This is a genomic window from Pseudomonas sp. KCJK9111 (genome assembly GCF_046231935.1).
GTDB classification, from domain to species: Bacteria; Pseudomonadota; Gammaproteobacteria; order Pseudomonadales; family Pseudomonadaceae; genus Aquipseudomonas; species Aquipseudomonas parafulva_B.
On sequence record NZ_JBJJMO010000015.1, the window covers coordinates 38,403 to 62,175 of the forward strand.

The 23,773-nt window shown below is 62.9% G+C and carries 19 protein-coding genes and 1 riboswitch; of the genes, 8 read left to right on the forward strand and 11 right to left on the reverse strand.

From position 1 onward, the window contains the following. Nucleotides 1-51 precede the first annotated feature (51 nt). Together hemB and ACK59L_RS08310 are read right to left on the reverse strand one after the other, a co-directional pair. A complete protein-coding gene (gene hemB, locus ACK59L_RS08305) occupies nucleotides 52-1,026 on the reverse strand; it encodes a porphobilinogen synthase (RefSeq protein ID WP_027916474.1) in 975 nt (324 codons plus the stop codon). 168 nt (nucleotides 1,027-1,194) lie between these two features. Beyond that, nucleotides 1,195-2,088 (reverse strand): PA4780 family RIO1-like protein kinase, encoded by an 894-nt coding sequence (locus tag ACK59L_RS08310; RefSeq protein WP_409272937.1) that lies wholly within the window; start codon nucleotides 2,086-2,088, stop codon nucleotides 1,195-1,197. Nucleotides 2,089-2,280: 192 nt separating this feature from the next. On the opposite strand from ACK59L_RS08310, the gene ACK59L_RS08315 reads away from it, so the two are divergent. Next, a complete protein-coding gene (locus ACK59L_RS08315; protein WP_058605448.1) occupies nucleotides 2,281-2,961 on the forward strand; it encodes a response regulator transcription factor in 681 nt (226 codons plus the stop codon). Further along, the gene (locus ACK59L_RS08320; RefSeq protein WP_196136491.1) at nucleotides 2,939-4,330 is read left to right on the forward strand and encodes a HAMP domain-containing sensor histidine kinase; all 1,392 of its coding nucleotides are present in this window, start codon (nucleotides 2,939-2,941) and stop codon (nucleotides 4,328-4,330) included. Before ACK59L_RS08315 ends, ACK59L_RS08320 begins: the two co-directional genes overlap by 23 nt. Nucleotides 4,331-4,479: 149 nt before the next feature. On the opposite strand, the gene ACK59L_RS08325 is transcribed toward ACK59L_RS08320, so the two are convergent. After that, nucleotides 4,480-4,785: a DUF3077 domain-containing protein gene (locus ACK59L_RS08325; RefSeq protein ID WP_182139896.1), complete on the reverse strand. Its 306-nt coding sequence runs from the start codon at nucleotides 4,783-4,785 to the stop codon at nucleotides 4,480-4,482. 550 nt (nucleotides 4,786-5,335) lie between these two features. Here ACK59L_RS08325 and ACK59L_RS08330 point away from each other — a divergent pair. Next, nucleotides 5,336-6,406, forward strand: coding sequence for an enoyl-CoA hydratase/isomerase family protein (locus ACK59L_RS08330; RefSeq protein ID WP_196126665.1), 1,071 nt, complete (start codon nucleotides 5,336-5,338; stop codon nucleotides 6,404-6,406). Nucleotides 6,407-6,421: 15 nt separating this feature from the next. Next, on the forward strand, nucleotides 6,422-7,573 hold the full coding sequence (locus ACK59L_RS08335; protein WP_409272940.1) for an acyl-CoA dehydrogenase family protein: 1,152 nt from the start codon (nucleotides 6,422-6,424) through the stop codon (nucleotides 7,571-7,573). Nucleotides 7,574-7,629: 56 nt separating this feature from the next. Here ACK59L_RS08335 and ACK59L_RS08340 read toward each other — a convergent pair whose 3' ends face one another. Together ACK59L_RS08340 and ACK59L_RS08345 are read right to left on the reverse strand one after the other, a co-directional pair. Continuing rightward, nucleotides 7,630-8,562 carry a LysR family transcriptional regulator gene (locus tag ACK59L_RS08340; protein ID WP_058605443.1) on the reverse strand — a complete coding sequence of 311 codons (933 nt, stop codon included), beginning with the start codon at nucleotides 8,560-8,562 and terminating at the stop codon, nucleotides 7,630-7,632. Between the two features lie 5 nt (nucleotides 8,563-8,567). After that, on the reverse strand, nucleotides 8,568-9,281 hold the full coding sequence (locus ACK59L_RS08345; RefSeq protein ID WP_409272942.1) for a tRNA (adenine(22)-N(1))-methyltransferase: 714 nt from the start codon (nucleotides 9,279-9,281) through the stop codon (nucleotides 8,568-8,570). Nucleotides 9,282-9,407: 126 nt separating this feature from the next. On the opposite strand from ACK59L_RS08345, the gene ACK59L_RS08350 reads away from it, so the two are divergent. Continuing rightward, nucleotides 9,408-9,788: a RidA family protein gene (locus ACK59L_RS08350; RefSeq protein ID WP_196126662.1), complete on the forward strand. Its 381-nt coding sequence runs from the start codon at nucleotides 9,408-9,410 to the stop codon at nucleotides 9,786-9,788. Between the two features lie 156 nt (nucleotides 9,789-9,944). Here ACK59L_RS08350 and ACK59L_RS08355 read toward each other — a convergent pair whose 3' ends face one another. After that, nucleotides 9,945-10,730 carry an RHS repeat-associated core domain-containing protein gene (locus ACK59L_RS08355; protein ID WP_409272944.1) on the reverse strand — a complete coding sequence of 262 codons (786 nt, stop codon included), beginning with the start codon at nucleotides 10,728-10,730 and terminating at the stop codon, nucleotides 9,945-9,947. Nucleotides 10,731-10,940: 210 nt separating this feature from the next. On the opposite strand from ACK59L_RS08355, the gene ACK59L_RS08360 reads away from it, so the two are divergent. Continuing rightward, complete coding sequence (locus ACK59L_RS08360) at nucleotides 10,941-12,941, forward strand: peptidase U32 family protein (RefSeq protein ID WP_409272946.1); 2,001 nt, start codon at nucleotides 10,941-10,943, stop codon at nucleotides 12,939-12,941. 25 nt (nucleotides 12,942-12,966) lie between these two features. Here ACK59L_RS08360 and ACK59L_RS08365 read toward each other — a convergent pair whose 3' ends face one another. Continuing rightward, nucleotides 12,967-14,289 (reverse strand): sigma 54-interacting transcriptional regulator, encoded by a 1,323-nt coding sequence (locus ACK59L_RS08365; protein ID WP_409272948.1) that lies wholly within the window; start codon nucleotides 14,287-14,289, stop codon nucleotides 12,967-12,969. Nucleotides 14,290-14,629: 340 nt separating this feature from the next. Between ACK59L_RS08365 and ACK59L_RS08370 the strand changes: the two genes are divergently transcribed. Next, a complete protein-coding gene (locus ACK59L_RS08370) occupies nucleotides 14,630-14,896 on the forward strand; it encodes a hypothetical protein (RefSeq protein WP_058605438.1) in 267 nt (88 codons plus the stop codon). Between the two features lie 102 nt (nucleotides 14,897-14,998). Here ACK59L_RS08370 and ACK59L_RS08375 read toward each other — a convergent pair whose 3' ends face one another. The 4 genes from ACK59L_RS08375 to cobW all read right to left on the reverse strand — a co-directional run bounded on the left by ACK59L_RS08375 (nucleotide 14,999) and on the right by cobW (nucleotide 21,508). Beyond that, on the reverse strand, nucleotides 14,999-15,544 hold the full coding sequence (locus tag ACK59L_RS08375; protein ID WP_409272950.1) for a vWA domain-containing protein: 546 nt from the start codon (nucleotides 15,542-15,544) through the stop codon (nucleotides 14,999-15,001). Nucleotides 15,545-15,663: 119 nt separating this feature from the next. Then, nucleotides 15,664-16,674 (reverse strand): ATP-binding protein, encoded by a 1,011-nt coding sequence (locus ACK59L_RS08380; protein WP_409272952.1) that lies wholly within the window; start codon nucleotides 16,672-16,674, stop codon nucleotides 15,664-15,666. 1 nt (nucleotide 16,675) lies between these two features. Then, complete coding sequence (cobN, locus tag ACK59L_RS08385) at nucleotides 16,676-20,437, reverse strand: cobaltochelatase subunit CobN (RefSeq protein ID WP_409272954.1); 3,762 nt, start codon at nucleotides 20,435-20,437, stop codon at nucleotides 16,676-16,678. Nucleotides 20,438-20,440: 3 nt separating this feature from the next. After that, the gene (gene cobW / locus ACK59L_RS08390) at nucleotides 20,441-21,508 is read right to left on the reverse strand and encodes a cobalamin biosynthesis protein CobW (RefSeq protein WP_144965013.1); all 1,068 of its coding nucleotides are present in this window, start codon (nucleotides 21,506-21,508) and stop codon (nucleotides 20,441-20,443) included. A 99-nt stretch (nucleotides 21,509-21,607) separates the two neighbouring features. Further along, nucleotides 21,608-21,821, reverse strand: a riboswitch (cobalamin riboswitch). A gap of 286 nt (nucleotides 21,822-22,107) precedes the next feature. Between cobW and ACK59L_RS08395 the strand changes: the two genes are divergently transcribed. After that, a complete protein-coding gene (locus tag ACK59L_RS08395) occupies nucleotides 22,108-23,706 on the forward strand; it encodes an ATP-binding cassette domain-containing protein (protein ID WP_409272956.1) in 1,599 nt (532 codons plus the stop codon). Nucleotides 23,707-23,773 lie beyond the last annotated feature (67 nt).

Genomic DNA, 23,773 nt, shown 5'->3' on the forward strand with positions numbered 1-23,773 from the left:
TTTGAGGCGCTGGGTCGCTGGGGCGGCTGCGCAGCCCCAGCGACCGCGTTTTCAAATACCTTCCAGCGCCAGGTCCATGGCGAAGTAGGTCAGGATCAAGTCGGCGCCCGCACGCTTGATCGCCCCGATGCTCTCGCGCATGACGCGGCCCTCATCGATGGCGCCAGCCAGTCCACCGAACTTGATCATGGCGTACTCGCCGCTGACCTGGTAGGCCGCCAATGGCAGGCGCGAGGCGTTACGAATGTCGGCAATCACGTCCAGATAGGCACCGGCCGGCTTGACCATGAGCACGTCGGCGCCTTCCTGCTCGTCGAGCAGTGATTCGCGCACCGCCTCGCGGCGGTTCATGGGGTTCATCTGGTAGCTCTTGCGGTCGCCCTTGAGCGCCGTACCGCCCGCTTCGCGGAAAGGCCCATACAACGAAGAGGCGAACTTGGTGGAATAGGCCATGATCGCCGTGTCATGGAAGCCCGCGCCGTCCAATGCGCTGCGTATCGCCTGAACCTGCCCGTCCATGGCCGCCGAAGGCGCGATGAAATCCGCACCTGCCGCTGCGGCGATCACGGCCTGCTTGCCGAGGTTGGCCAAGGTGGCGTCGTTGTCCACGCCGTGGTCATGCAACACGCCGCAGTGGCCGTGGCTGGTGTATTCGCAGAAGCAGGTGTCGGACATCACGACCATTTCCGGCACTGCATCCTTGCAGATCCGCGACATGCGCGCGACCAGGCCGTTTTCATTCCAGGTGTCGCTGCCCACGGCGTCCAGATGGTGGGAGACCCCAAAGGTCATCACCGAACGGATGCCGGCACGGGCGTACCGCTCGATTTCCTGCGCCAACAGCTTCTCGGGGATGCGATTGACGCCAGGCATGCTCTTGATCGGCACGAAGTCATCGATACCCTCCTCCACGAAGATCGGCAGGATCAGATCATCGAGGCGGAACTCGGTCTCCTGAAAGACGCTGCGCAGCGCTTGGCTCTTGCGCAGACGGCGGGGACGGACGGACGGAAAAAGAGTGGACATGACAGCTCCAGAAAGATGAACGGCGTATACCTTAAGCCCGAGCCGCGACACTGGAAAGGCCAAATGACGAGATATTGTCTTGCGTCAAAGGCAATGACCGTCGCGCAGGCCGAAACCTGGCCGGCGCGGCCTGATGTATGGGGTGGGCGCACCGGTAGGTTGGCTGTGTCAGCGCAGCCAGGGCGGGGTCGGCTCTTCAGCCTGCGGTTGCCCTTGCTCGGCCTCGGCTCGCGCTTGGCGGCGGCGGGCATCGTCCAGCCGGGCGGCGTCGATCTCGCGCATGACGCCGGCCACGTCCGCTGCCTGCTCATCTTCAGCGAACAACCCCGTGAGTGGGCTGTCGGGGCGCAATTCGCCGGCTTCGTAGAGGGCCCACATTTCCTGCGCGTAACGGGTGGCTTTCAGCTCAGGGGCAAAGCGTCCAAAATAATGCGCCATGTTCGACACATCGCGCTGCAGCATGCTGAACGCATGGTTGTTGGCCGCAGCGTCCACTGCCTGGGGCAAGTCGATGATCACCGGCCCGTCCGGCCCCAGGAGTACGTTGAATTCCGAGAGGTCGCCATGGACGAGCCCTGAGCAGAGCATCAGTACGATCTGGCTGATCACGAACCCGTGATAATCCCGCGCCTGGTCCGCCTCGAGGTGAACATCGTTCAGCCGGGGCGCAGCATTGCCATCGGCATCGGTTACCAGCTCCATGAGCAGCACGCCATCCTGGAAGTCGTAGGGCTTGGGTACCCTGACGCCTGCCCCAGCCAGCCGGAACAACGCGGCCACCTCGGCGTTCTGCCAGGCATCCTCGGCTTCCTTGCGCCCGTACTTGCTGCCCTTGGCCATGGCCCGGGCCTGACGGCTGTTACGCACCTTGCGCCCTTCCTGATACTCGGCCGCCTGGCGGAAACTGCGCTTGTTGGCTTCCTTGTACACTTTGGCGCAGCGCACCTGGTTGCCACAGCGCACCACGTACACGGCGGCCTCCTTGCCACTCATCAACGGCCTCAGTACCTCGTCGACCAGGCCATCCTCGATCAGGGGTTCGATTCTCTTGGGTGTCTTCATCAGGCTGTGTTCGGGTCCTGGCTGTGATGCGGCCTATCCTCTCACAGCCGAGTCGTACTTGCTTGCCCATGTGCTGCCCATGCCGATAAACAAGCAAGGCCATGCAACAGGCGCCAGATGAATTATTCTTAAATCGCCTGCTGGCCGTTCTTTGGCACAATCAGGCTTTCATCTGGATGTTCGGGATCCCGCATGCCTCGCGTACTCACCATCGAAGACGACGCCGTCACCGGCCAGGAAATCGTCGCTGAACTCAACAGCCATGGCTTGGACGTTGACTGGGCCGACAATGGTCGCGAGGGCCTGGCCAAGGCTATCGCCGGCGGCTATGACCTGATCACCCTTGATCGCATGCTGCCGGAGGTGGACGGGCTGACCATCGTCACCACCCTGCGCAACCTCAAGATCGCCACGCCGATCCTGATGATCAGTGCGCTGTCAGACGTGGATGAACGGGTCCGAGGCCTGCGTGCAGGCGGCGACGACTACCTGACCAAACCGTTCGCCTCGGACGAGATGGCAGCGCGCGTTGAAGTCTTGCTACGCCGTAACAGTGTGCCCATGACGCAGACTCGCCTGCAGGTGGCCGACCTGGAGCTGGACCTCATCACCCATGAAGCCCGACGCGGCGAGCACACGCTCAATTTGCTGCCCACCGAGTACAAACTGCTGGAATACCTGATGCGGCACAGCGGTCAGGTGATTACCCGGATGATGATCTTCGAGGAAGTCTGGGGGTATCACTTCGATCCAGGCACCAACCTCATTGACGTGCACATCGGCCGCCTGCGCAAGAAGATCGACCTGCCTGGCCAGTCGCCGTTGATCCGTACCGTACGGGGCTCCGGTTATGCCATTGCTGAACCCGTCTAAGGGCTGGAGTTCTTCCACGAGCCGGCTGCTGGCGCTCTACAGCTTCCTGTTCGTGGCCTGGAGCAGCATCCTCATGGGGGTGCTGTACTTCGAGGTTTCCAGCTACCTGAACAAACTCACCCGTCATTCGATGCTGCAGCGCCAACACCTGTTCGCGCACATGAGCGGCAAGCAACTGGACGACGCCCTGATCGCGAGCCAAGCCTTCGAAGAACGCAGCTTCGATGCCTATGGCCTGTTCGACGCGCAACTCAACCCGCTGGGCGGCAGCGTGCGTGCCCTGCCCCCTGGGCTGGCGCTGGACGGCAAGATCCACGAGCTCAAGCGCTGCCTGAATGCAGACGACCCGAACATGCCGCGCCATAGCTGCGATGCGGTGGCGATCAAGGTGCAGGATGGCCGCTGGTTGGTGTTGTTCCGGGACAACGGCTCGTTGTTCGTTGTCACACGTATCATCCTCGACGCCTTGCTATGGGGCATTTCGCTGACGCTGATTCCGGGTTTCGCAGGTTGGTACCTGCTCAGGCGCCGGCCACTCAAGCGCATCCGCGCGGTACAGGCTCAGGCCGAGCTGATCGTGGCGGGCGACCTTACCCATCGCTTGCCGCTGTCGGCACGGCGCGATGAGTTGGACATGCTGGCAGACATCGTCAACGCCATGCTCGACCGCATCGAGCGCCTGATGCATGAGGTAAAAGGTGTATGCGACAACATCGCCCACGACCTGCGCACGCCGCTCACGCGGCTGCGCGCGCAGCTGTACCGCATACGCCAGCAAAGCGATGCCGATACCGCCCAGGCCGAGGCACTGGATCAAGCCATTGGTGAAACCGATACGCTGATGGCTCGCTTTCGCGGGCTGTTGCGGATCAGCGAACTGGAAGATCGCCAGCGCCGCGCAGGGTTCACGCAGCTGGCCCCCCGTGACCTGTTGGTGGAACTGCACGATTTCTACCTGCCACTGGCGGAGGACGGTGGCATCCAGTTGACCTTGCACCAACCAGGGCAACTGGCCGCGCTGCATGGCGACCGCGAATTGTTGTTCGAGGCACTGGCCAACCTGGTGGGCAACGCCATCAAGTTTACGCCCGAAGGTGGGCAGGTGCAGATCACAGCTTCCCAAGATGACACTGGCGTGCACCTGGCTGTGGAGGACACAGGACCTGGCATTGCGGAACAGGAGCGTACGGCGGTGCTCAAGCGGTTCTATCGCAGTGACGAGGGGCATCGGCATGCGGGTTTCGGCTTGGGTTTGTCCATCGTGGCGGCGATCGTGGACTTGCATGGGTTTGGGTTGGAGATTGGTGAAAGTCGGTTAGGCGGGGCGAAGTTGGTGTTGCATTGTCCTCTTGCGGGTTTGGTCAAGTAAGCCGAGGCAAGGCTGGCAACCGCTCCGGTGGCACCAGGCCGCTCCTTCTATCGACCAGGACCGCTTTCACCCTGGGAGTTTACTAACAACCAAGGGCGGAGCGAGGCCATTGACTCCGCCACTCGCTAGAGGCACCCCGCCGTCGTCAACTAGCGGTCAGGTACCCGCCGCTGAGCCTCCAACCCATTCAACAAAGCCTCTACCACCGCGGTGGCCGATTCCAGCCCATGGTCATTACCCAGCAACAGGTCGAAGCAGGTCCCCCTGGCCAACTCCATGGCCTTCAGATTGGCGGCGTAGGCGCCACGCAACAGCGTGGACAGGTGCACGAGCGCGTCTTCGAGATCTACGCCCGGACGTACTGAAAACAAAGGCGGATGGCTACTTTCACAGGTAGAGAATGAGGTGGGCGCGGTTGTGAGACTGGCAGGAGGATCAGGTAACCCTTTTGTCATGGTGTTCTCCTTGATTCATCAGGAGCCGCCACGCAACGTGACCAAACGAATGGGTGGCGACTGTACGCGGGTTGGTCAACCGGGAATCAAGGAAACCGGCGCGCACGGAGGCGCCCCACGCACAGCCGCCATGACACGAGACAGCCGCGCACAAAAAAACGCCGACTGATTCGCTGAGCGGCGCTGATGCGCCTTGATGATTGCGGGTGACCAAACCCGGCTGCTGGATTTACAACAGCCCGCGAAGACTAACCCTCTCCCACGGTGCTTTCAAGCCAAGAGCCCCGCTTGTAACACTTGTAATAGCCATAGCGTGGCGCCGATAACGCACCCTTGGCGCCTGATTCGCAGCTACAGTGAACGGCTATGAAGCCTCAAGGCTGGTTCCAACCGACGCGGACTCACATCACCATGGGCACCGGCGCAAAAATGCACGATGCCCCTGCACAATTGTCGATTGTACGAGGCAAATTCGCATGCCAGGATCCAGCGATCATCCAGCGAACTCCAGATTTCACATGGAAAATCAATAACAAGCAGGGAGACCGCAATGACAGCGCTTATTCAGACGCCGGTTACCGAACACATCCTGAGCGAAGTTCGCAACCAGATCGGCCACCTGCGTCTCAACCGCCCCGCCGGGTTGAACGCCCTGACTTTGGACATGGTGCGCAGCTTGCGCAAGCACCTGGACGCCTGGGCTAACGACCCGAACGTACGCGCCATCGTCTTGCGCGGCGAAGGCCCGAAGGGCTTCTGCGCCGGTGGCGACATCCGCTCGCTGCATGACAGCTACAAAGCCGGCGACGACCTGCACGAGGCTTTCTTCGCCGAAGAATATGCCCTGGACTTACTGATACACCGCTACCGCAAGCCCATTTTGGTGCTCATGGACGGCTTCACCCTCGGCGGTGGCATGGGCCTGGCACAGGGCTGCGACCTGCGCGTGGTCACCGAGCGCAGCCGCCTGGGCATGCCAGAGGTAGGCATCGGCTATTTCCCCGATGTAGGGGGCAGCTACTTCCTGTCACGCCTGCCGGGCGAGCTGGGGACCTACCTCGGCGTAACCGGTACACAAGTCCAGGCGGCCGATGCCCTGTATTGCGGCCTGGCCAACTGGTATGTAACGAGCGACAAGATCGAGGCCCTTGATCGGGAGCTGGACCAGTTATCCCTGAGTGACAATCCGCTCAAGGACTTGCAGAACCTGTTGGCGCGCCTGGGCACCCAGACGCTGGAAGGTCCGCCACTTGCCGCGCTCCGTCCAGCGATCGATCATTTCTTCGCCTTGCCCGATATCTCAGCCATCGTCGAGCAGTTGCGCGCCGTCAGCATCGGCGATAGCCATGCCTGGGCCGTGGCCACTGCTGATCTGTTGGAAACCCGATCCCCCCTGGCCATGGCCGTGACGTTGCAGATGTTGCGCCGCGGTCGACAGTTAAGCCTGGAAGACTGCTTCGCAATGGAGTTGCACCTGGATCGCCAGTGGTTCCAGCACGGCGACATCATCGAGGGCGTGCGCGCCTTGATCATCGACAAGGACAAGCAACCGCGGTGGAATCCCCCTACCTTGCAGGGCCTGGAGCGCCAGCGGATCGACCAATTCTTCGAAGGCCTTTGAGCCTGGGAGCAGCAGATGCAAGACGTGGAACTGAGCGAAGAGCAGATCATGATCCGCGACATGGCCCGCGACTTCGCCCGCGGCGAGATCGCGCCCCACGCCCAGGCGTGGGAAAAGGCTGGCTGGATCGATGACGCCGTCGTGCGCAGCATGGGTGAACTTGGCTTGCTGGGCATGGTGGTCCCCGAGGACTTCGGCGGCAGCTATACCGACTACGTGGCCTATGCACTGGCGGTTGAAGAGATTTCAGTCGGGTGTGGCTCCACCGGGGCCTTGATGAGCATCCACAACTCGGTAGGGTGCGGCCCATTGCTGGCCTACGGTAGCCCCGAACAGCAGCAGCAGTGGTTGCCGCGGCTGGCCAGTGGCGAGGTCATTGGCTGCTTCTGCCTGACCGAGCCCCAGGCGGGATCCGAAGCCCATAACCTGCGCACGCGCGCCGAATTGATCGACGGGCAATGGGTGATCAACGGCAGCAAGCAGTTCGTCAGCAATGCCCGTCGCGCCGGGCTGGCCGTCGTGTTCGCCGTGACCGATCCGGAGCTTGGCAAGAAAGGGCTGTCGGCGTTTCTCGTACCTACCGACAACCCCGGCTTCAAGGTCGATCGCACCGAACACAAAATGGGTATTCGCGCCTCCGATACCTGCGCGGTGACGCTCGAGCAATGCCGCATTCCGGCTGCCAACCTGCTGGGCGAGCGCGGTAAGGGGCTGGCGATCGCCCTGTCCAACCTCGAAGGCGGGCGAATCGGCATTGCGGCCCAGGCACTGGGCATCGCCAGGGCTGCCTTCGAAGCGGCGCTGGGCTACGCCCGGGAACGTATTCAGTTCGGCAAGCCAATCCACGAACATCAGAGCATCGCCAACCTGCTGGCCGACATGCAGGTGCAGATCAATGCGGCGCGCTTGCTAATCCTGCACGCCGCGCGCCTGCGCAGCGCTGGCAGACCGTGCCTGTCCGAAGCGTCACAGGCCAAGCTGTTTGCCTCTGAGATGGCCGAGCGGGTGTGCTCGATGGCCATACAGGTCCATGGTGGCTACGGCTACCTTGAGGATTATCCGGTCGAGCGGCATTACCGCGATGCGCGCATCACCCAGATCTATGAAGGGTCGAGCGAAATCCAGCGGATGCTGATCGCACGTGAGCTTAAACACTACGCGCTGTAAGGCCCGGCCTTCCTGGCCAGGCTTGGACGGGCGGCGGGGCTTGTGCCCCGCGGCCGTCAGCGGCAATAACGGGGGTCTTCGACCACCCGGGCGTGGGCGGCGAAAATCGGCGGCAGCCGCTCTTTGAGGTAGTCGATCCAGGTTCGGACCTTGGCGTCCAGGTAATGCCGCGAGGGGTAAATCGCATACAAGGCGTTTTCCCGCAGCCGGTAGTCCGCCAGCACCCGGCACAGGCGCCCTTGCTCCATGGCCAGGCTGGCGGTGTAGAACGGCAACAGGCCGATACCCATGCCCAGCTCGCTGGCGACCAGCATGGCGTCCGCCACGTTGGTCATGAAGCTGTCCTGGGGTGCGATGACGCAATCGCCACCTGCCTGCGGGAACACCCAGTCACCCTCGTACAGCGGGTAGGCCATGCGCAGGCAGCGATGCTGGTGCAGGTCGTCGGGGCGTGCAGGCACGCCTTTTTCATGCAGATAACCGGGCGCGGCACAGGCGATGCTGAAAATCGCGCCCAGGGGCACGGCAATCAGCTGTGAGTCTGGCAATGCCTGGTCGACGGTGATGACCACATCATGCCCTTCAGCAAGTGGGTCGGGGTTGCGCTGGGACAGCGTCAGCTCGATGACCACTTCGGGACAAAGCGCGTTGTAGCCTGCCACCAATGGCATCAACAGCAACCCAAGCCCATGGGGACAATGCACGCGCAGCCGGCCACGGGGCGTGAGGTGAGCACCACGTGCCTCCCCCACTGCCTCGTCGGTCAATAGCAGTATCTGCCGTGCGCGCTCAAGAAAACGCTCCCCCGCCTCGCTCATGCGCAAGCGTCGGGTGGTGCGGTGCAACAATCGGGTTTGCAGCTGATTCTCCAGCTCCGCCACGATGCGCGAGACCTGCGCGGCAGAGATGTCCAGCGCGTTGGCCGCCGCGGCGAAGCTGCCGCACTCCACCACCCGGACGAAGGTACGCATGGCCTGCAGCATGTCCATGAAAGCTAGTCCTCGAGGTGGGGGCGTTCGGCCAGCAGACGAGTGATCCAGTCCACCTGTTGTTCGAAGTCGGCGACCTTGGCCGGCGGCACTGCGACGCGGGCCTGGGCGAAATTGGCAAGGGTTTGCTTTTTTTGCCCGAGCATGCGCTGCCACTTCACGTGAAATGCCTGGCCATGGTCCCGCATCAACAGGGGGCCGAAATACAACTGCTGAGGACTGTAGGCCGCATGACCGGGTTCTGCCACGATGATTTCGTAGTCGAAGCGGTGCTCGCGCAGCACCTCTTCAGCGACGATACGGTAGCCGTTGCTCATCAGCCACTGTCGCACCTGCGGCTCGGCGCCATTGGGTTGCAGTACCAGGCGCTCGACACCCGCCAAACGAGCCCTGCCCGCTTCGAGAATCTCGCACAAGGTCTCGCCGCCCATGCCGCACAGGCTCACGGCCGTGATGCGGTCCTCAGGGACGAAGGCCGCCAAACCATCGGCCAGGCGCACGGCGATGCGCGACTCGAGCCCCTGTTTGCGCACGTTGCGCTGAGCGGCCGCATAAGGGGGGCTGGCCACCTCCCCGGCCACTGCGTACTCGATGCGCTCGCGAAGCATCAACGCTACGGGCAAGTAGCCATGATCAGAACCGATATCAGCCAGACGCGCGCCCTGGGGCACATGGGTGGCCACACGCTCCAGGCGCATGGACAAGGTGTGTTCGTTCACGGTAAGCCTCTCTGCAATGGCGGCGATTCTGACCGTGAATGCCGCGCTTTGCAAAAAACCGGCCTCTCGACCGGCGCAGGCCGCTCGCGTAGGCTTGGGGCTTTTCTAACGTGCAAGGCAGACCTCATGGCACATGCTGATATCGTCTACACCCCAGACAGCGACCCAGAATCCATTTCCTCCGATGTCGCCGAATACAACGGGATGCTGGTGACCACTCAGGTCCCGGTGCACCCTGACGGTAGCCTGGCGTTGGGAGATATCGTCGAGCAAAGCGAATGCACGCTGCAGGCCTTGAAGGATGCTCTGGAGAAAGCCGGCAGCGGTATGGACCGGGTGCTGCACCTGACCATCTACCTGACCGACATGGCCGACCGCGCCGCCTTCAACCAGGTGTACCAGCGTTTCTTCGCCAAACCCTGGCCAGTGCGCGCTGCTGTAGGCGTGGCGGCGCTCGCGTTCGAGGGTATGCGCGTGGAGGTGACGGCGATGGCGGCCAAGAACTGACGCCTTAGCCACCTACTGGCAGATGGCAGATGCGTACTCGATGCGGCACACTGGTGGCAGCCGGCAGTGATCGCGCTGAGCTCTCACCAGTGGCTCGCGATGCAACGCAGTCGCTGGCCTCTGTTTGGGCCGACAGCAACAGTGCAAGACCATGAGCTAAAGCTGCTGTCTGATGTTTCTGAGTTCAAGCCAAACAGAATGGTCAAGCTGTCCCATTGCAGCATATTGATAAACTCTGCGCTGCCTATCAAAGGATCGCGGTGAGACCGCAGCGGCGGGAAGGGTATCGACTGCGGCGGTGTAGCGTCTCAGTAAGGCAGCATCACGTTCCTGAGTTTGGGTGAGGGGCCTTTCCCGATATTCACCGGGGGCGATGGTCTCCCAAGCCTTTTGGTTGGATTCCAGCCGATCGAGCACATCGGTGCCAAGTACCGGCACTGCGGATTTTCTGTAGTAGTTATCGCGCAACCACGCGCTGAGAAGGCTGCGCATATCAGCACTGTTCTCTGGGCGCAGCATGAAAGCGGCAGTGCGCTTGACTGTTTCTGCGGACTGCGTCAATTTAGGTTCGGTTGCCGGCTCTGCCACCGTCGTGGGCGCAGATTTGCGCCGTATAAACCGCCTTAAAAACTTGAACAATATGGGCATGTGCCCAGTCGGGTCGACGCGATTGACTGGATCGCCTGCGCAATACGCATAGGCGTTAAGGCCACCTTGTTCGAAGGGACTCAACGAATCGGGTGTTTCAAATCGCATCAAGACACTGTTGAGGTACCGATAGCCCTGGCCAAATCCATAACAGCCCCGCAGCGCCTCCTGTACTGCGCCGACGTAACCAGTCTGGGAAGAGCGTGCGATGGCGCTGTAGCCATACGGGGTGTAGGCCGTAGGCGCAACAGGGCTTGAGCGGTCTCGTCTTGAGGCGGATGTCGGCCTGTCCATGTTTTACACACCTCCTACTATCACTGATTTAGTCAGCCCTACTCTGTCAAGAGCACCTAAGATAGGCAACTGCCCTAAATATCAGGTCGTTGAAACACAGGCCCAGCGTGAAAGGAGACATTCATCCGGCCAGCGCAGCCTGAGGGTGTCGCCCAGCACAATCGTCGGTACAATGCCCGGCTATACCGTGACAGCCGAAACCATAACGACATGTCCCTTCCCAAGCATCACCTGGAACTGCTCAGCCCTGCCCGCGACGTGGCCATTGCCCGCGAGGCCATCCTGCATGGCGCCGATGCCATCTATATCGGCGGCCCTAGCTTTGGCGCACGCCACAATGCCTGCAACGAGGTCGGCGATATCGCCGCGCTGGTCGAGTTCGCCCATCGCTACCATGCACGCGTATTCACCACCATCAATACCATCTTGCACGACAACGAGCTGGAGCCGGCGCGCGCGCTGATTCACCAGCTGTACGACGCTGGCGTCGATGCGCTGATCGTGCAGGACCTGGGGGTCATGGAGCTCGACATCCCACCCATCGAGCTGCATGCCAGTACCCAGACCGACATTCGTACCCTGGAGCGGGCCAAGTTTCTCGACCAGGCTGGCTTTTCTCAGCTGGTACTTGCACGCGAGCTGGACCTGCAGCAGATCCGGGCCATCGCAGCCGAAACCGACGCCGCCATCGAGTTCTTCATCCATGGCGCGTTGTGCGTGGCGTTCTCCGGGCAATGCAACATCTCCCACGCCCAGACCGGTCGCAGCGCCAACCGGGGCGACTGCTCCCAGGCGTGTCGTCTGCCCTACACGCTCAAGGACGACCAAGGCCGCGTGGTGGCGTTCGAAAAGCACCTGCTGTCGATGAAGGACAATAACCAGACCGCCAACCTGCGCGACCTGGTCGATGCCGGTGTGCGCTCGTTCAAGATCGAGGGGCGCTACAAGGACATGGGCTACGTGAAGAACATCACGGCCCATTACCGCAAGGAGCTCGACGCCATCCTGGAAGACCGTCCTGTCTTGGCCCGTGCCTCCAGCGGTCGTACCGCACACTTCTTCGTACCGGACCCGGACAAGACGTTCCACCGCGGCAGCACCGATTACTTCGTGACTGACCGCAAGGTCGATATCGGCGCTTTCGACTCCCCTACCTTCACCGGCCTGCCAGTGGGTGTGGTGGAGAAAGTGGGCAAGCGCGACCTGCAGGTCGTCACCGACGTGCCGTTGACCAACGGGGATGGCCTCAATGTGCTGGTCAAGCGTGAAGTGGTAGGTTTCAGGGCCAACATTGCCGAGGCACGGGGCGAGTTCGAAGAAGACGGCCAAAAGCGCTTCCGCTACCGGGTTGAACCGAACGAGATGCCTGCCGGGCTGCACAAGCTAAGGCCAAACCATCCGCTTTCGCGCAACCTGGACCACAATTGGCAGCAGGCCCTGCAGCGTACCTCGGCCGAACGCCGCATCGGTGTACGCTGGCAGGCGGTGCTGCGCCAGGAGCGCTTGACCTTGCACGTGACCAGCGAGGAAGGCGTGCAGGTGCAGGTCGCCCTGGATGGCCCATTCGGCCCGGCGAACAAGCCCGAGCAGGCGTTGGACCAACTGCACGACCTGCTTGGCCAGCTCGGCACCACGCTCTACCACGCCGACAGCATCGAACTGGATGCCCCGCAGGCGTTCTTCATTCCCAATTCGCAGCTCAAGGCCCTGCGCCGGCAGGCCATCGAGACGCTGACCGAGCAACGCATACAGGCGCACCCCCATGGCCGGCGCAAGCCGGAAACCTCGCCACCGCCGGTGTATCCCGAGTCGCACCTGTCGTTCCTGGCCAACGTCTACAATCAGAAAGCCCGGGATTTCTACCACCGTCATGGTGTGCAGTTGATCGACGCGGCGTATGAAGCCCATGAGGAACACGGTGAAGTGCCGGTGATGATCACCAAGCACTGCCTGCGCTTCTCCTTCAACCTGTGCCCCAAGCAGGCCAAAGGGGTGACCGGGGTGCGTACCAAGGTGGCGCCGATGCAGCTGGTCCAAGGGGATGAAGTACTGACCCTGAAGTTCGACTGCAAACCCTGCGAGATGCACGTGATCGGCAAGATGAAGAACCACATCATCGACCTGCCCACCCCTGGCAGCGCCGTGGCCCAGGTCGTAGGCCAGATCAGCCCGGAAGACCTGCTCAAGACCATCGTCCGCGCGCCTCACTGAGGCGCGTCGCGCGACACCTGCGGTTTCAGCGTATCTGGTGCTTGTGCAACAGACGGTAGAAGGTCGGCCGCGAGATGCCTAGCACCTTGGCTGCAACGCTGAGGTTGTCGCTGTGACGGTCCAGCACATCGCACAACGCCTGGCGCTCGGCCTTGTGCTTGTACTCCTCCAGCGTGCCCAGCGGCGGCTGTTGTGCAAACGGCTGCAAACCCAGGTCCTTGGCCTCGATCTGCCGCCCTTCGGCAAGCACCAGCCCACGCCGCACCCGGTTGGCCAGTTCACGCACGTTACCTGGCCAATCGTGCTGGCCCATGGCCGTCAGCGCATGCTCACTGAAAGAACGTGGCCGCCTGCCGGTTTCCAGGCTGTAGAAATGGGCAAAATGATTGGCCAGCATCGACAGATCGCCATGGCGGTCGCGTAACGGGGCGGTTACCACCTGCAGGACGTTCAGGCGGTAGTATAAGTCTTCCCGGAAGCGGCCCTGCTCAATGGCCTTTTCCAGATCGACGTGAGTGGCGGCCAACACCCGTACATCCACCGGTACTGGCTGGCTGCCTCCCACTCGCTCGATGTGCTTTTCCTGAAGAAAGCGCAGCAGATTGGCCTGCAGTTCCAGTGGCAGGTCGCCGATTTCATCGAGAAACAGTGTGCCGCCGTTAGCGGCTTCGATGCGACCGATCTTGCGTTGGTGGGCACCTGTGAACGCGCCCTTTTCGTGCCCGAACAGTTCGGACTGAATCAGGTGCTCGGGGATGGCCCCGCAGTTGATCGCCACGAAAGGATGCGCGCTGCGCTGGGACTGGCGGTGCAGCGTACGGGCCACCAGTTCCTTTCCCGTGCCGCTTTCGCCGCGAATCAGCACAGGCGACTCGGTCGGCGCCAGTTTACCCAACAACTTGCGCAATTCTCGAATGGGCCGGCTCTCACCCAGCAGTTCGTCCTGGGTGTCGAATGCCTTGACCGTGCCCTTGCCACGCAGCCGCGCCATGCCAAAGGCCCGGCCCAGTGTGACCTGCACCCGCGATTCGTCGAAGGGTAATGTATGGAAATCAAAGAACCATTCACAGACGAAATCGCCGAAGGCCGGGGAGCGCAGTTGTTCAGCACTCAGCACCGCGATCCACTCGGTGTTGCTGCGCTTGATCATGTCCTTGACCAGGTCCGGGTGCTTGAGGTGCGCTTCATCCAGGCGCAGTACACCCACATCGCAACGATGCTCCAACGCCTGCGCCAAAGCGCAGCTGGCGACATCCCACCCGGCCTGAACCAAGCCTGGCGTCAGACGGTGGCAATCGTCACAAGGATCGACGATGAGCAGGCGGCGTTGCACTGCGGTTTGTTGCATGACCGATCCTTGGCGCCAAGTATTGGTTTCTTGAGATAAAACAGTAAGTTGTGGCGCCCGAATAACAGTAGCAATTAAGTTGACGGTGCCTATGACCGTCTGTCTGCCAATACTGCTTTTCCTAATTTCGCCAGGGAATTTTCGATGGTTAACGTCCTCACATGGGGCGCGTTGAAACAAAAATGGATAATCGTTGATTATTTTGCTGCACCCATGTGACTCAATGCCGACTGTCGAGCATCAGTACACATAACCCCGCGCTGCCATTCGCGATACATGAGGCGACCTTGAAGCAACGCGGACGTCACTTGAATGTTTGGGACCACAGAGAGACCGAACCATGAATGCCCCGCTCCGTGTCAACGAAGCACTGCTGATCGCCGACCACGCCTTCGAACCCTTCCACTGCGTGGCCTGGGACGCCCCTAATGGCACTGGCGACCTGAGCCTGGCGGTCATCGACCGTACCAGCGCCCGCATCGGCAGCAAACAGGTAAACTCGCAAACTTATTCCGACAAAGCTCAGTGGCTTAACCTGATCGAGGAAGTACGCGCAGAACTTTGTGAAAAAGGCTACCACCTGCAGCCGTGGTCGATGCCCAAGTAAATGAACAGCGTTGACATGTGCGTGCTCTGCCACGCACATGTACTTGCGGCCCTGCGTATTTCATTCTGCTAATGTGCGACTTGTTGCCGCACCCCGCCGTTATTACTTCATCGCTTCGAAACTAAGCAGGTGTTGATAGTCTGCTGCCAGTTGCTGCGCCAGCCGGCGAGCACGGCCCAGCCGGACCGGGGCCAGCTCCATGTCCACCAGCAAGGTGGGGCACGGCAAGGGCTCGACAGGGTCCCATTGCTGCAGACGACCGTCAGTGAACACCAGGCAGCGTACTTCCTCGTTCGGATAGGCTTTGCGCCGATTGCCCAGCCACTGCCTGGCTTGCTCCAGCGCCGGCAGCAACGGCGTGCCCCCTCCCGCCCCCAGCGCCTGCAACCAAGGTTGCAGCGCGGCCGAAGCCTTGAGCCCATGGCGCTGCCATTGCGGTGCACTGCCACATGCCGTCAACAAAGCCAGCCGTGCGCGCTGGCGGTAGGCATGGTCGAATAATGTCGCCAACAGCCCTTTGGTGTGCGCGAGCGCCTGATGGCGACGCGTCGAAGCGGAGGCATCGACGATGATCAGCCATAACTGAGCCGGTGCGCCTCTGCGGGTGTGCCAGCACAAGTCGTCGCGGTGCCGGGGCCGGCCCTTCAACAGGCTCTGCAGCCAGGCGACCTGGCCAGCACTGGCAGCCTGGGCCCGACCGCGGCTTGCACCTGCGCGCGCGCCCTTGCCTGCTTGCGCACCCGTCGTCCTGGCCGGCTGACGGGTGCTCAGGGCTTTTTTGCCCAGCTCGGCACCTCACGCCTTGGCCCGCTTGCCACAGGCTGTGGGGCCAAAGCACCCCAATCCCCCTGCCCGCCTTTCTCGGCCGAGCTGCTGCCGGTCTGTGCCTGGGGCTGTTCGGGGGCTGCGGGCGGTGTAGCCTGGGCAGGCGACTGCCTGCGATGGCGCAAGGCGAAATCTTCCACCGCGTCGATGTCAGACGCCTCGATGGCCGCCGCCCCGCGCCATGCGCAGTGAGCGCGGGCGGCGCGCAACCACACCAGGTCAGCCCGCAGTCCATCAACTCCAGCGGCGTAACAGCGCTCGGTGATACTGGCCAAGGTCCGGTCATCCAGCGCGATGTCGTCCAGCGCCTGGCGCCCTGCATGACAGCGCTTGCGCAAGCCCTCCTGGGCCGATGCCCACTCGGCGCGGAACGCCAGGGGGTCCTGGTCGAAGGCCAGCCGACGCCGGATGATCTGTTGCCGTGCATCAGGCACGGGTAGACCGTCGAACGCCACATTCAGACCGAAGCGGTCGAGCAGTTGGGGACGCAACTCGCCCTCTTCGGGGTTCATGGTGCCGATCAAGACGAAGCGCGCATCGTGACGATGGGAGATGCCGTCGCGTTCGATACGGTTGGTGCCACTGGCGGCGACATCGAGCAGCAAGTCAACCAAGGTGTCTGGCAGCAGGTTGACTTCATCCACATAAAGCACGCCGCCATTGGCCTGGGCCAGCACACCGGGGGAGAACTGCGCCTTGCCTTGCCCGAGTGCCGCATCCAGGTCGAGGGTGCCCACCAGGCGCTCTTCACTGGCACCCAGCGGCAAGGTCACGAAAGGCCCATCACCCAGCAGGTCGGCCAAGCCGCGGGCCAGGGTGCTCTTGGCCATGCCACGCGGGCCTTCGATGAGCACCCCGCCGATTTTGGGGTCGATGGCCGTCAGGCACAGCGCCAACTTCAAGTCGTCGGCCCCCACCACGGCGGCCAGGGGAAATTGTGCAGCGTCGTTCATTTCAAGCCTGTTCCTCGCCATCGAGCAGCTGTTCTTCCAGGGCATCGCGGTACTCGCCGGGGGACTGCCAGAGGCCGCGTTGCTGCGCCTCGATCAGCCGTTCGGTGAGGTCGCGCAGCGCCTGCGGGTTGTGCTCGCGCATGAAGTCGCGAGTCGCCGGGTCCAGCACATAGGCATCGGCCAGCGACTGGTAATGATGATCGTCGATCAGGTGCGTCGTGGCGTCGAAGGCGAACAGGTTGTCGACCGTCGCCGCCATCTCGAACGCCCCTTTGTAGCCGTGGCGTTTGACGCCGTCGATCCACTTGGGGTTCAGCGCACGCGCGCGGATCACGCGGTTGAGCTCTTCCTTTAACGTGCGGATGCGCGGTCGGTCCACCTGGCTGTGATCACCGTGGTAACTGGCCACGGACGCGCCTGCCAGCGTTTCAGTGGCCGCCAGCATGCCGCCCTGGAACTGGTAGTAGTCGTTGGAGTCGAGCACGTCATGTTCGTGATTGTCCTGGTTTTGCAGCACCGCCTGCACCTTGCTCAGGCGCTCGACGAACTGTGCCCTGGCCGGCGTGCCCTCGTCCTGCCCGCCATAGGCGTAGCTGCCATGGTTCAGGTAGACCTCGGCCAGGTCTTCACGGGTTTGCCACAGGCGCCCATCGATCGCATTCTGAACGCCAGCCCCGTAGGCACCTGGCTTGGCGCCAAAGACACGCCAACCGGCCTGGCGAGCCGCCTGCTCAGCGTCCACACCCTGCTGCTGCAAGGTCGTACGCTCGCTGCGCACGCGCGCAGCCAACGGGTTAAGATCATCGGGTTCATCAAGACCGGCCACGGCCTGAACGGCAGCATCGAACAGGCGGATGAGGCTGCCAAAGGCGTCCCGGAAGAAACCCGACACCCGCAGCGTGACGTCCACCCGCGGACGGTCCAGCAGGCTCAGGGGCAGTATCTCGAAATCGTCGACCCGCTGGCTGCCGGTGGCCCACACCGGCCGCACGCCCATCAGCGCCATGGCCTGGGCAATGTCGTCACCACCGGTGCGCATGGTCGCGGTCCCCCACACCGACAGCCCGAGCTGGCGCAAGTGGTCGCCATGGTCTTGCAAATGACGCTCGAGTATCAGGTTGGCCGACGCGAAGCCTAGCCGCCACGCTGTGGTGGTCGGCAAGTTGCGCACGTCGACGGTGTAGAAATTGCGGCCCGTGGGCAGTACGTCAAGCCGACCACGGCTGGGCGCACCACTAGGCCCGGCAGGCACGAAGCGCCCAGCGAGCGCTGCAAGCAGCCCGTTCATCTCGGCGGCGCCGCAGGCGTCCAGGCTCGGCGCCACGGTATCGCGCAGGTGATCGACAACGGCCTGAACGGGCTGGCCAAGTTCCGCCTCCAGCGCTGGCAGCGTGCCGTCGAGCGCACCCTCGATAACCTGCAACGCCAGCAGTTCGAGGCGCTCGCGGGTATCGCCAGTCGTACGCCAGGCCTGGTCGCTGATGTTCAGCAGTAGCGTGGGCCGTGGGCCTTGCCAGGGTTGCCCCAGGTCACAGTCCAGCGGATCGAAGCCAGGGACCAGTGCCTTGGCCAGCGCGCGCAACACACTCGCATTGCCGCCACGCCCATCGCCACGCTCGACCCGCAGCAGTGCCAGCAACGTGTCCAGGCGCAACCGACCCTCGGGCGACTGGCCGAATACATGCAGGCCATCGCGGATCTGCGATTCCTTGAGGTCGCACAGGTAGGTGTCAAGGCGTGGCAACCAGACGGTTGCATCGTCAAGCTGCCCTTCGAGTTGCAATTCCCGGTCGATGTGGTGGGTCCTGACCAGTTCGAGGATGTCGCGTTGCAACTCACGGGCGCGGCGCGGGTCGAGCAGTTGTGCTTCGTAGAATTCGTCGGCCAATTGCTCCAGGTGGCGCAGCGGGCCATAGGTCTCGGCGCGGGTCAGCGGCGGCATCAAGTGATCGATGATCACGGCTTGCGTGCGTCGCTTGGCCTGTGCGCCCTCACCTGGGTCGTTGACGATGAACGGATAGATATTGGGCAGCGGCCCGAGCAGCGCATCCGGCCAGCACGTATCGGACAGCCCTACCCCCTTGCCCGGCAGCCATTCCAGGTTGCCGTGTTTGCCGACATGGATGACAGCGTCGGCCGCATAGACATGCCTTAGCCAGAAATAGAACGCCAGGTAGCCATGGGGTGGCACCAGGTCCGGATCGTGATAAACGGCGCTGGGGTCTACCTGATAGCCGCGAGCAGGCTGGATGCCGACGAAGGTCAGCCCCATGCGCACCCCAGCCACCATCAAGCGGCCCTGGCGGAACATCGGGTCCTGCTCCGGTGGCCCCCAGCGCTCCAGTACCGCCTGGCGGTTGGACTCCGGCAGGCGGCCGAATGCCGCCTGGTAATCGACCAGGCTCATGCTCTGGGCACAGGGCCGCTGGTCGATGTGGTCGAGGTCGTTGGTCACACCGCCCAGCAATTGATGGATCAGCTGGGTACCGCTCTCGGGCAGCTCGCTGACCGGGTAGCCTTCAGTGCGCAGCGCACGCAAGATATTGAGCGCCGCAGCCGGCGTGTCCAGGCCCACGCCATTGCCGATGCGCCCATCACGCGTGGGGTAGTTGGCCAGGATCAACGCCACGCGCTTGTGCGCATTGGGCTGGCGCGCCAGGGTCACCCAGCGCCGTGCCAGCTCGGCCACAAAATCCATGCGCTCGGGGTGGGCGCGGTAGCACACCACATCCGATTGGCTGCGTTCGCTGTGCCAGGCCATGTCCTTGAAGCTGACCGGCCGGGTGATGATGCGGCCGTCCAGTTCGGGTAGCACGATGTGCATGGCCAGGTCACGTGCGCCGAGGCCCTGCTCGCTGGCCTCCCAACCCGGTTGGTTGTCCTGCGCGCAAATGGCCTGCAACACGGGTATGTCTCGTCTTAGCGGGCGCAGGTTAGGACGCTCCGGGCTGGACAGGGCAAAACCCGTGGTGTTGAGCACAACCTCGGCGCCGACCATGTCGAGCCATGCTTGGACCTGTTCCAGGCAGGCGCTTTCCTTCAGGCTGGCCACCGCAATCGGCAACGGGTTCAAACCTGCTGCCTGCAGGCGCTGGCAGAACACATCGATGAAAGCCGTGTTCGCTGCTTGCAGGTGCGAGCGATAGAACAGTATCGGCGCCACCGGATGATCGGCATGCCAGTGCGGGTACCAGTCCTCCAGCGTCCCACTGCCCACCTGAGGGTGGTAGACCGTCGTGCGAGGCAACGCCCGCGGCTCGGCCCAGGGATAGTCACGGTCCAGCCACTGACTGGCAAGGTAGTAGAACAGGTTGAGTGCGTTGGCCTTGCCACCCTGGCGCAGGTAGTGCCACAACTGCTCGGCTTGCGCGCCCTGCACGGACCCAAGCCCGGTCAGTTCCGGGTCGGGACGGTCGTCGCCGGGCACCAGGATCACGTGCACGCCGCGCTCGGTGAGCGTAACCAACTGTTCCACACCGTAGCGCCAGTACCCCACGCCGCCGTGCAGCGACACCAGGATGACCTTGGCGTGCTGCAAGACCTGATCGACATAAAGGTCGACCGAAGCGTGGTTCTGCACCTGCATGGGGTTGGCCAGGCGCAGGCTGGGATAGTCGCCGGGCAACTGCTCGGCGCTGTCGGCGAGCAAGGCCAGGTGCGAATCCCCGCTGCAGAGGATGACCAGTTCGGCAGGCGTCTGGCCGAGGTCGGCAATGCTGTCGTCCGGCACGAAGCCGCCGGGCTGGGTCCGCAGCAGGTGCATGGGTCAGGCGCCCAGAGCGTGGCGCAGACGCGCTTCGAGCTGGGCGGGGTCAAGGTCCTGACCGATCAGCACCAGGCGCGTGACGCGCGGCTCTTCGGCGCGCCAGGCGCGGTCGAAGTGCTTGTCGAAGCGCGTACCTACCCCCTGGATGAGCAAGCGCATCGGCTTGCCAGCGATGGCGGCGAAGCCTTTGACGCGCAGGATGCCGTACTCGACCACCAGTTGGTTGAGCGCCTCGATCAGCACCCGCTCATCGGATTCGGGGAGGTCGATGGAGATGGAATCGAAGGCATCATGGTCATGGTCGTCATGGTCATCGCCGTCGTGATGGGCATCGTGGTGGGTCGGGCGGGCGTCGATGTGCAGCTCGGACTCGGCGCCCAGGCCCAGCAACACCTCCAGCGGCAACTTGCCACTGCTGGCTTCGATGACTTTGACAGCCGCTGGCAGCTCTTCGGCGACCTCGGCACGCACCTTGGCCAGGCCATCGGCATCGATCAGGTCGGCTTTGTTCAACACGACCAGGTCGGCGCTGGCCAGTTGGTCAGCGAACAGCTCGTGCAGGGGGGACTCGTGGTCCAGGTTCGGGTCCAGCTTGCGCTGGGCGTCGACCTGGTCGGGGTAGGCGGCGAAAGTGCCTGCGGCAACGGCGGGGCTGTCGACCACGGTGATCACCGCATCGACGGTGCAGGCGGTGCGGATTTCAGGCCATTGGAAGGCTTGCACCAGCGGCTTGGGCAACGCCAGGCCGCTGGTTTCGATCAGGATATGGTCCAGGTCGCCGCGGCGCGCCACCAGTTCGCGCATCACCGGGAAGAACTCTTCCTGGACGGTGCAGCACAGGCAACCGTTGGCCAGTTCGTACACCCGGCCATTGGCCTCTTCCTCGGTGCAGCCGATGCTGCACTGCTTGAGGATGTCGCCATCAATGCCCAGCTCGCCGAATTCGTTGACGATCACGGCGATGCGCCGACCCTGTGCGTTGTCGAGCATGTGGCGCAACAGGGTAGTCTTGCCCGAGCCCAGGAAGCCGGTGACGATGGTAACGGGGAGCTTGGCCAGTGTTTTCATGTTGCAGTGCCCTTGGCAGAATGGCGCGGGCATGCAGGACGAGCGCCGCCGACCAGACAGGACAGGCATGTTCGCCACCGGATCACCCCGCCCGGTTTAAAGTCGAAAACGTTGCGAGGCAGGTCTCCTGGCTTGCACCTGCGCCAGGCACGGTCATCAGGACCGGGCTTGGAGGAAGACGCCTTCCCGCGCTTGGCGCAGTGGCAGTGTCGACCCGTCGATGGTGCCTACAGTTGCGGGGGCAGCCGCGGCTTGAACCGCGTTCCCGTCTTAGCTCCGGCCTGGCCGGAGAACCTCGAACGGCCAAGGCTACGCAGTGGCTGTCGGGTGGTCAACCGTTGTCGAGGCTGTGGGGGAGCCGCACCGCTGCCAGACGGCGACCTTCGTCCCGCCCTCGCCACCTACGAATAGAGTGCAAGGCAGTTACCCTTTCTCTTCATCGCCTGCCCGCTTTACGCGCTGACCATCCTCCTCTACCCTTCCCACTTCCCCTTCATGAGGCATTCGTCCAATGCGCCATTGATGCCGCCGTCTGCTAGACGGCCAGTCTTCACTTTCCGGTCGCCACCGGGAATGTCGCGGCATTTGTGGAGTTGCACATGACGACTACGTCTATCCTGACGCTGGACAGCGTCACCCTGGTCTTGCCAGATGGCAGGCCACTGTTCACTGATCTCACCCAGACCTTCGACACTACCCGGACCGGCCTGGTAGGCCGCAACGGGGTGGGCAAGAGCCTGCTTGGCCAACTGCTCGCTGGCCGGCGTTCACCCAGCAGCGGCACGTGCCAGCGCTTGGGCCGTGTCCATCTTGTCGATCAACAGGTGATCGACACCAGCAAGACCGTGGCCGATCTGGCCCAGATGGGGCCCTTGATCGCCGCGCTCGAACGGATCGCACTCGGCAGCGTGGAGGCGGCTGACTTCGACACCGTCGGCGAGCGCTGGGATGCGCCCGAGCGCCTGCGCGCCCACCTGCACCGCCATGGCCTGGGCCACCTGGACCTGCAACGCCCTGTCCATACCCTGAGCGGCGGGCAGGCCATGGGCGTGGCGCTGATTGGCGCCTGGTTGAGCGAGGCCGACTTTCTCATACTCGATGAACCTACCAACCACCTGGACGACCACGGTCGCACGCAGTGGCTGGCGATGATGCAAACCTGGAACCGCGGCTTGCTCGTGATAAGCCATGACCGTTCTCTACTCGAGCACATGGACTGTATCCTCGAACTGTCAAGCCTGGGCCTGAAAGCCTATGGCGGCAACTTCAGCCACTATCAGGCACGAAAGCGCTGCGAGACCACGCAAGCTGTGCAGCAGTTGGCACACCTCAAGCGCTCCCAGCAGCAGCAAGCCAGAGCCCAGCTACAGCAACGCCAGGCACTGGACAAAGCCCAGGCCCGGGCGGGGCGCAAGGCCAAGGACGTGAACCAAGCCAAGATCCTGGTCGATCACCAGCAGCAAGGCGGCCAGGCGACGCTTGGCAAGCAGCGCCGACGCCATCGGGCGGCCGGGCAACAGCTGATCGACAGGGTGCGGGACGCTGCGCAAGCGGTCGAAAGAGCCTGCGACATTACCGTGCACACGCCAACGCTTGAGCCCAATGTCCAGCGGCAGGTGGTACTGCTGCAAGCCTTGCGCCTGCCGCATGGCACACAAGTACCCATCGACCTCAGCCTGCGCCAGGGCCAACGTTGTGCCCTGACGGGCGTCAATGGCAGCGGCAAGAGCACACTGCTGAAAATGATCGCCGGCCAGTTGCCAGCGCCAGCAGGCAACCTCAAGGTCACAGACGAAACGGCGCTGCTCGACCAGCACTGCAGCGTGTTGTCGGCTGACACGAGCGCGCTGGAACATGTACAACAGGCCAACCTGGCACTGGATCAGAGCCATGTACGCATGCTGCTGGCTCAGCTGGGCCTGGACGCTGCACGTGTCGCGCTGCCCAGCAGCCTACTCAGTGGAGGCGAGCGCATGAAGGCGGCCCTGGCGGCGATCCTGTACCGCAGGCGCCCGGTGGAGCTGCTGCTACTGGACGAACCTGGCAACCACCTCGACCTGCCATCGCTCAAGGCCCTGCAAAAGATGCTGGAGCAGTTCACCGGTGCGCTGATGATCGCTTCCCATGACCAGGTGCTGCTCGATGCGCTGAGGCTCGACTGCTCCTTGCGCCTTGAAGGGCCGAGCATCAAGTGGTGATAGGACATTTCCGATCCGGCGAAGATGTATTAAGGTGGCGTGTGCGCATATAACAGCAGCCCGAACG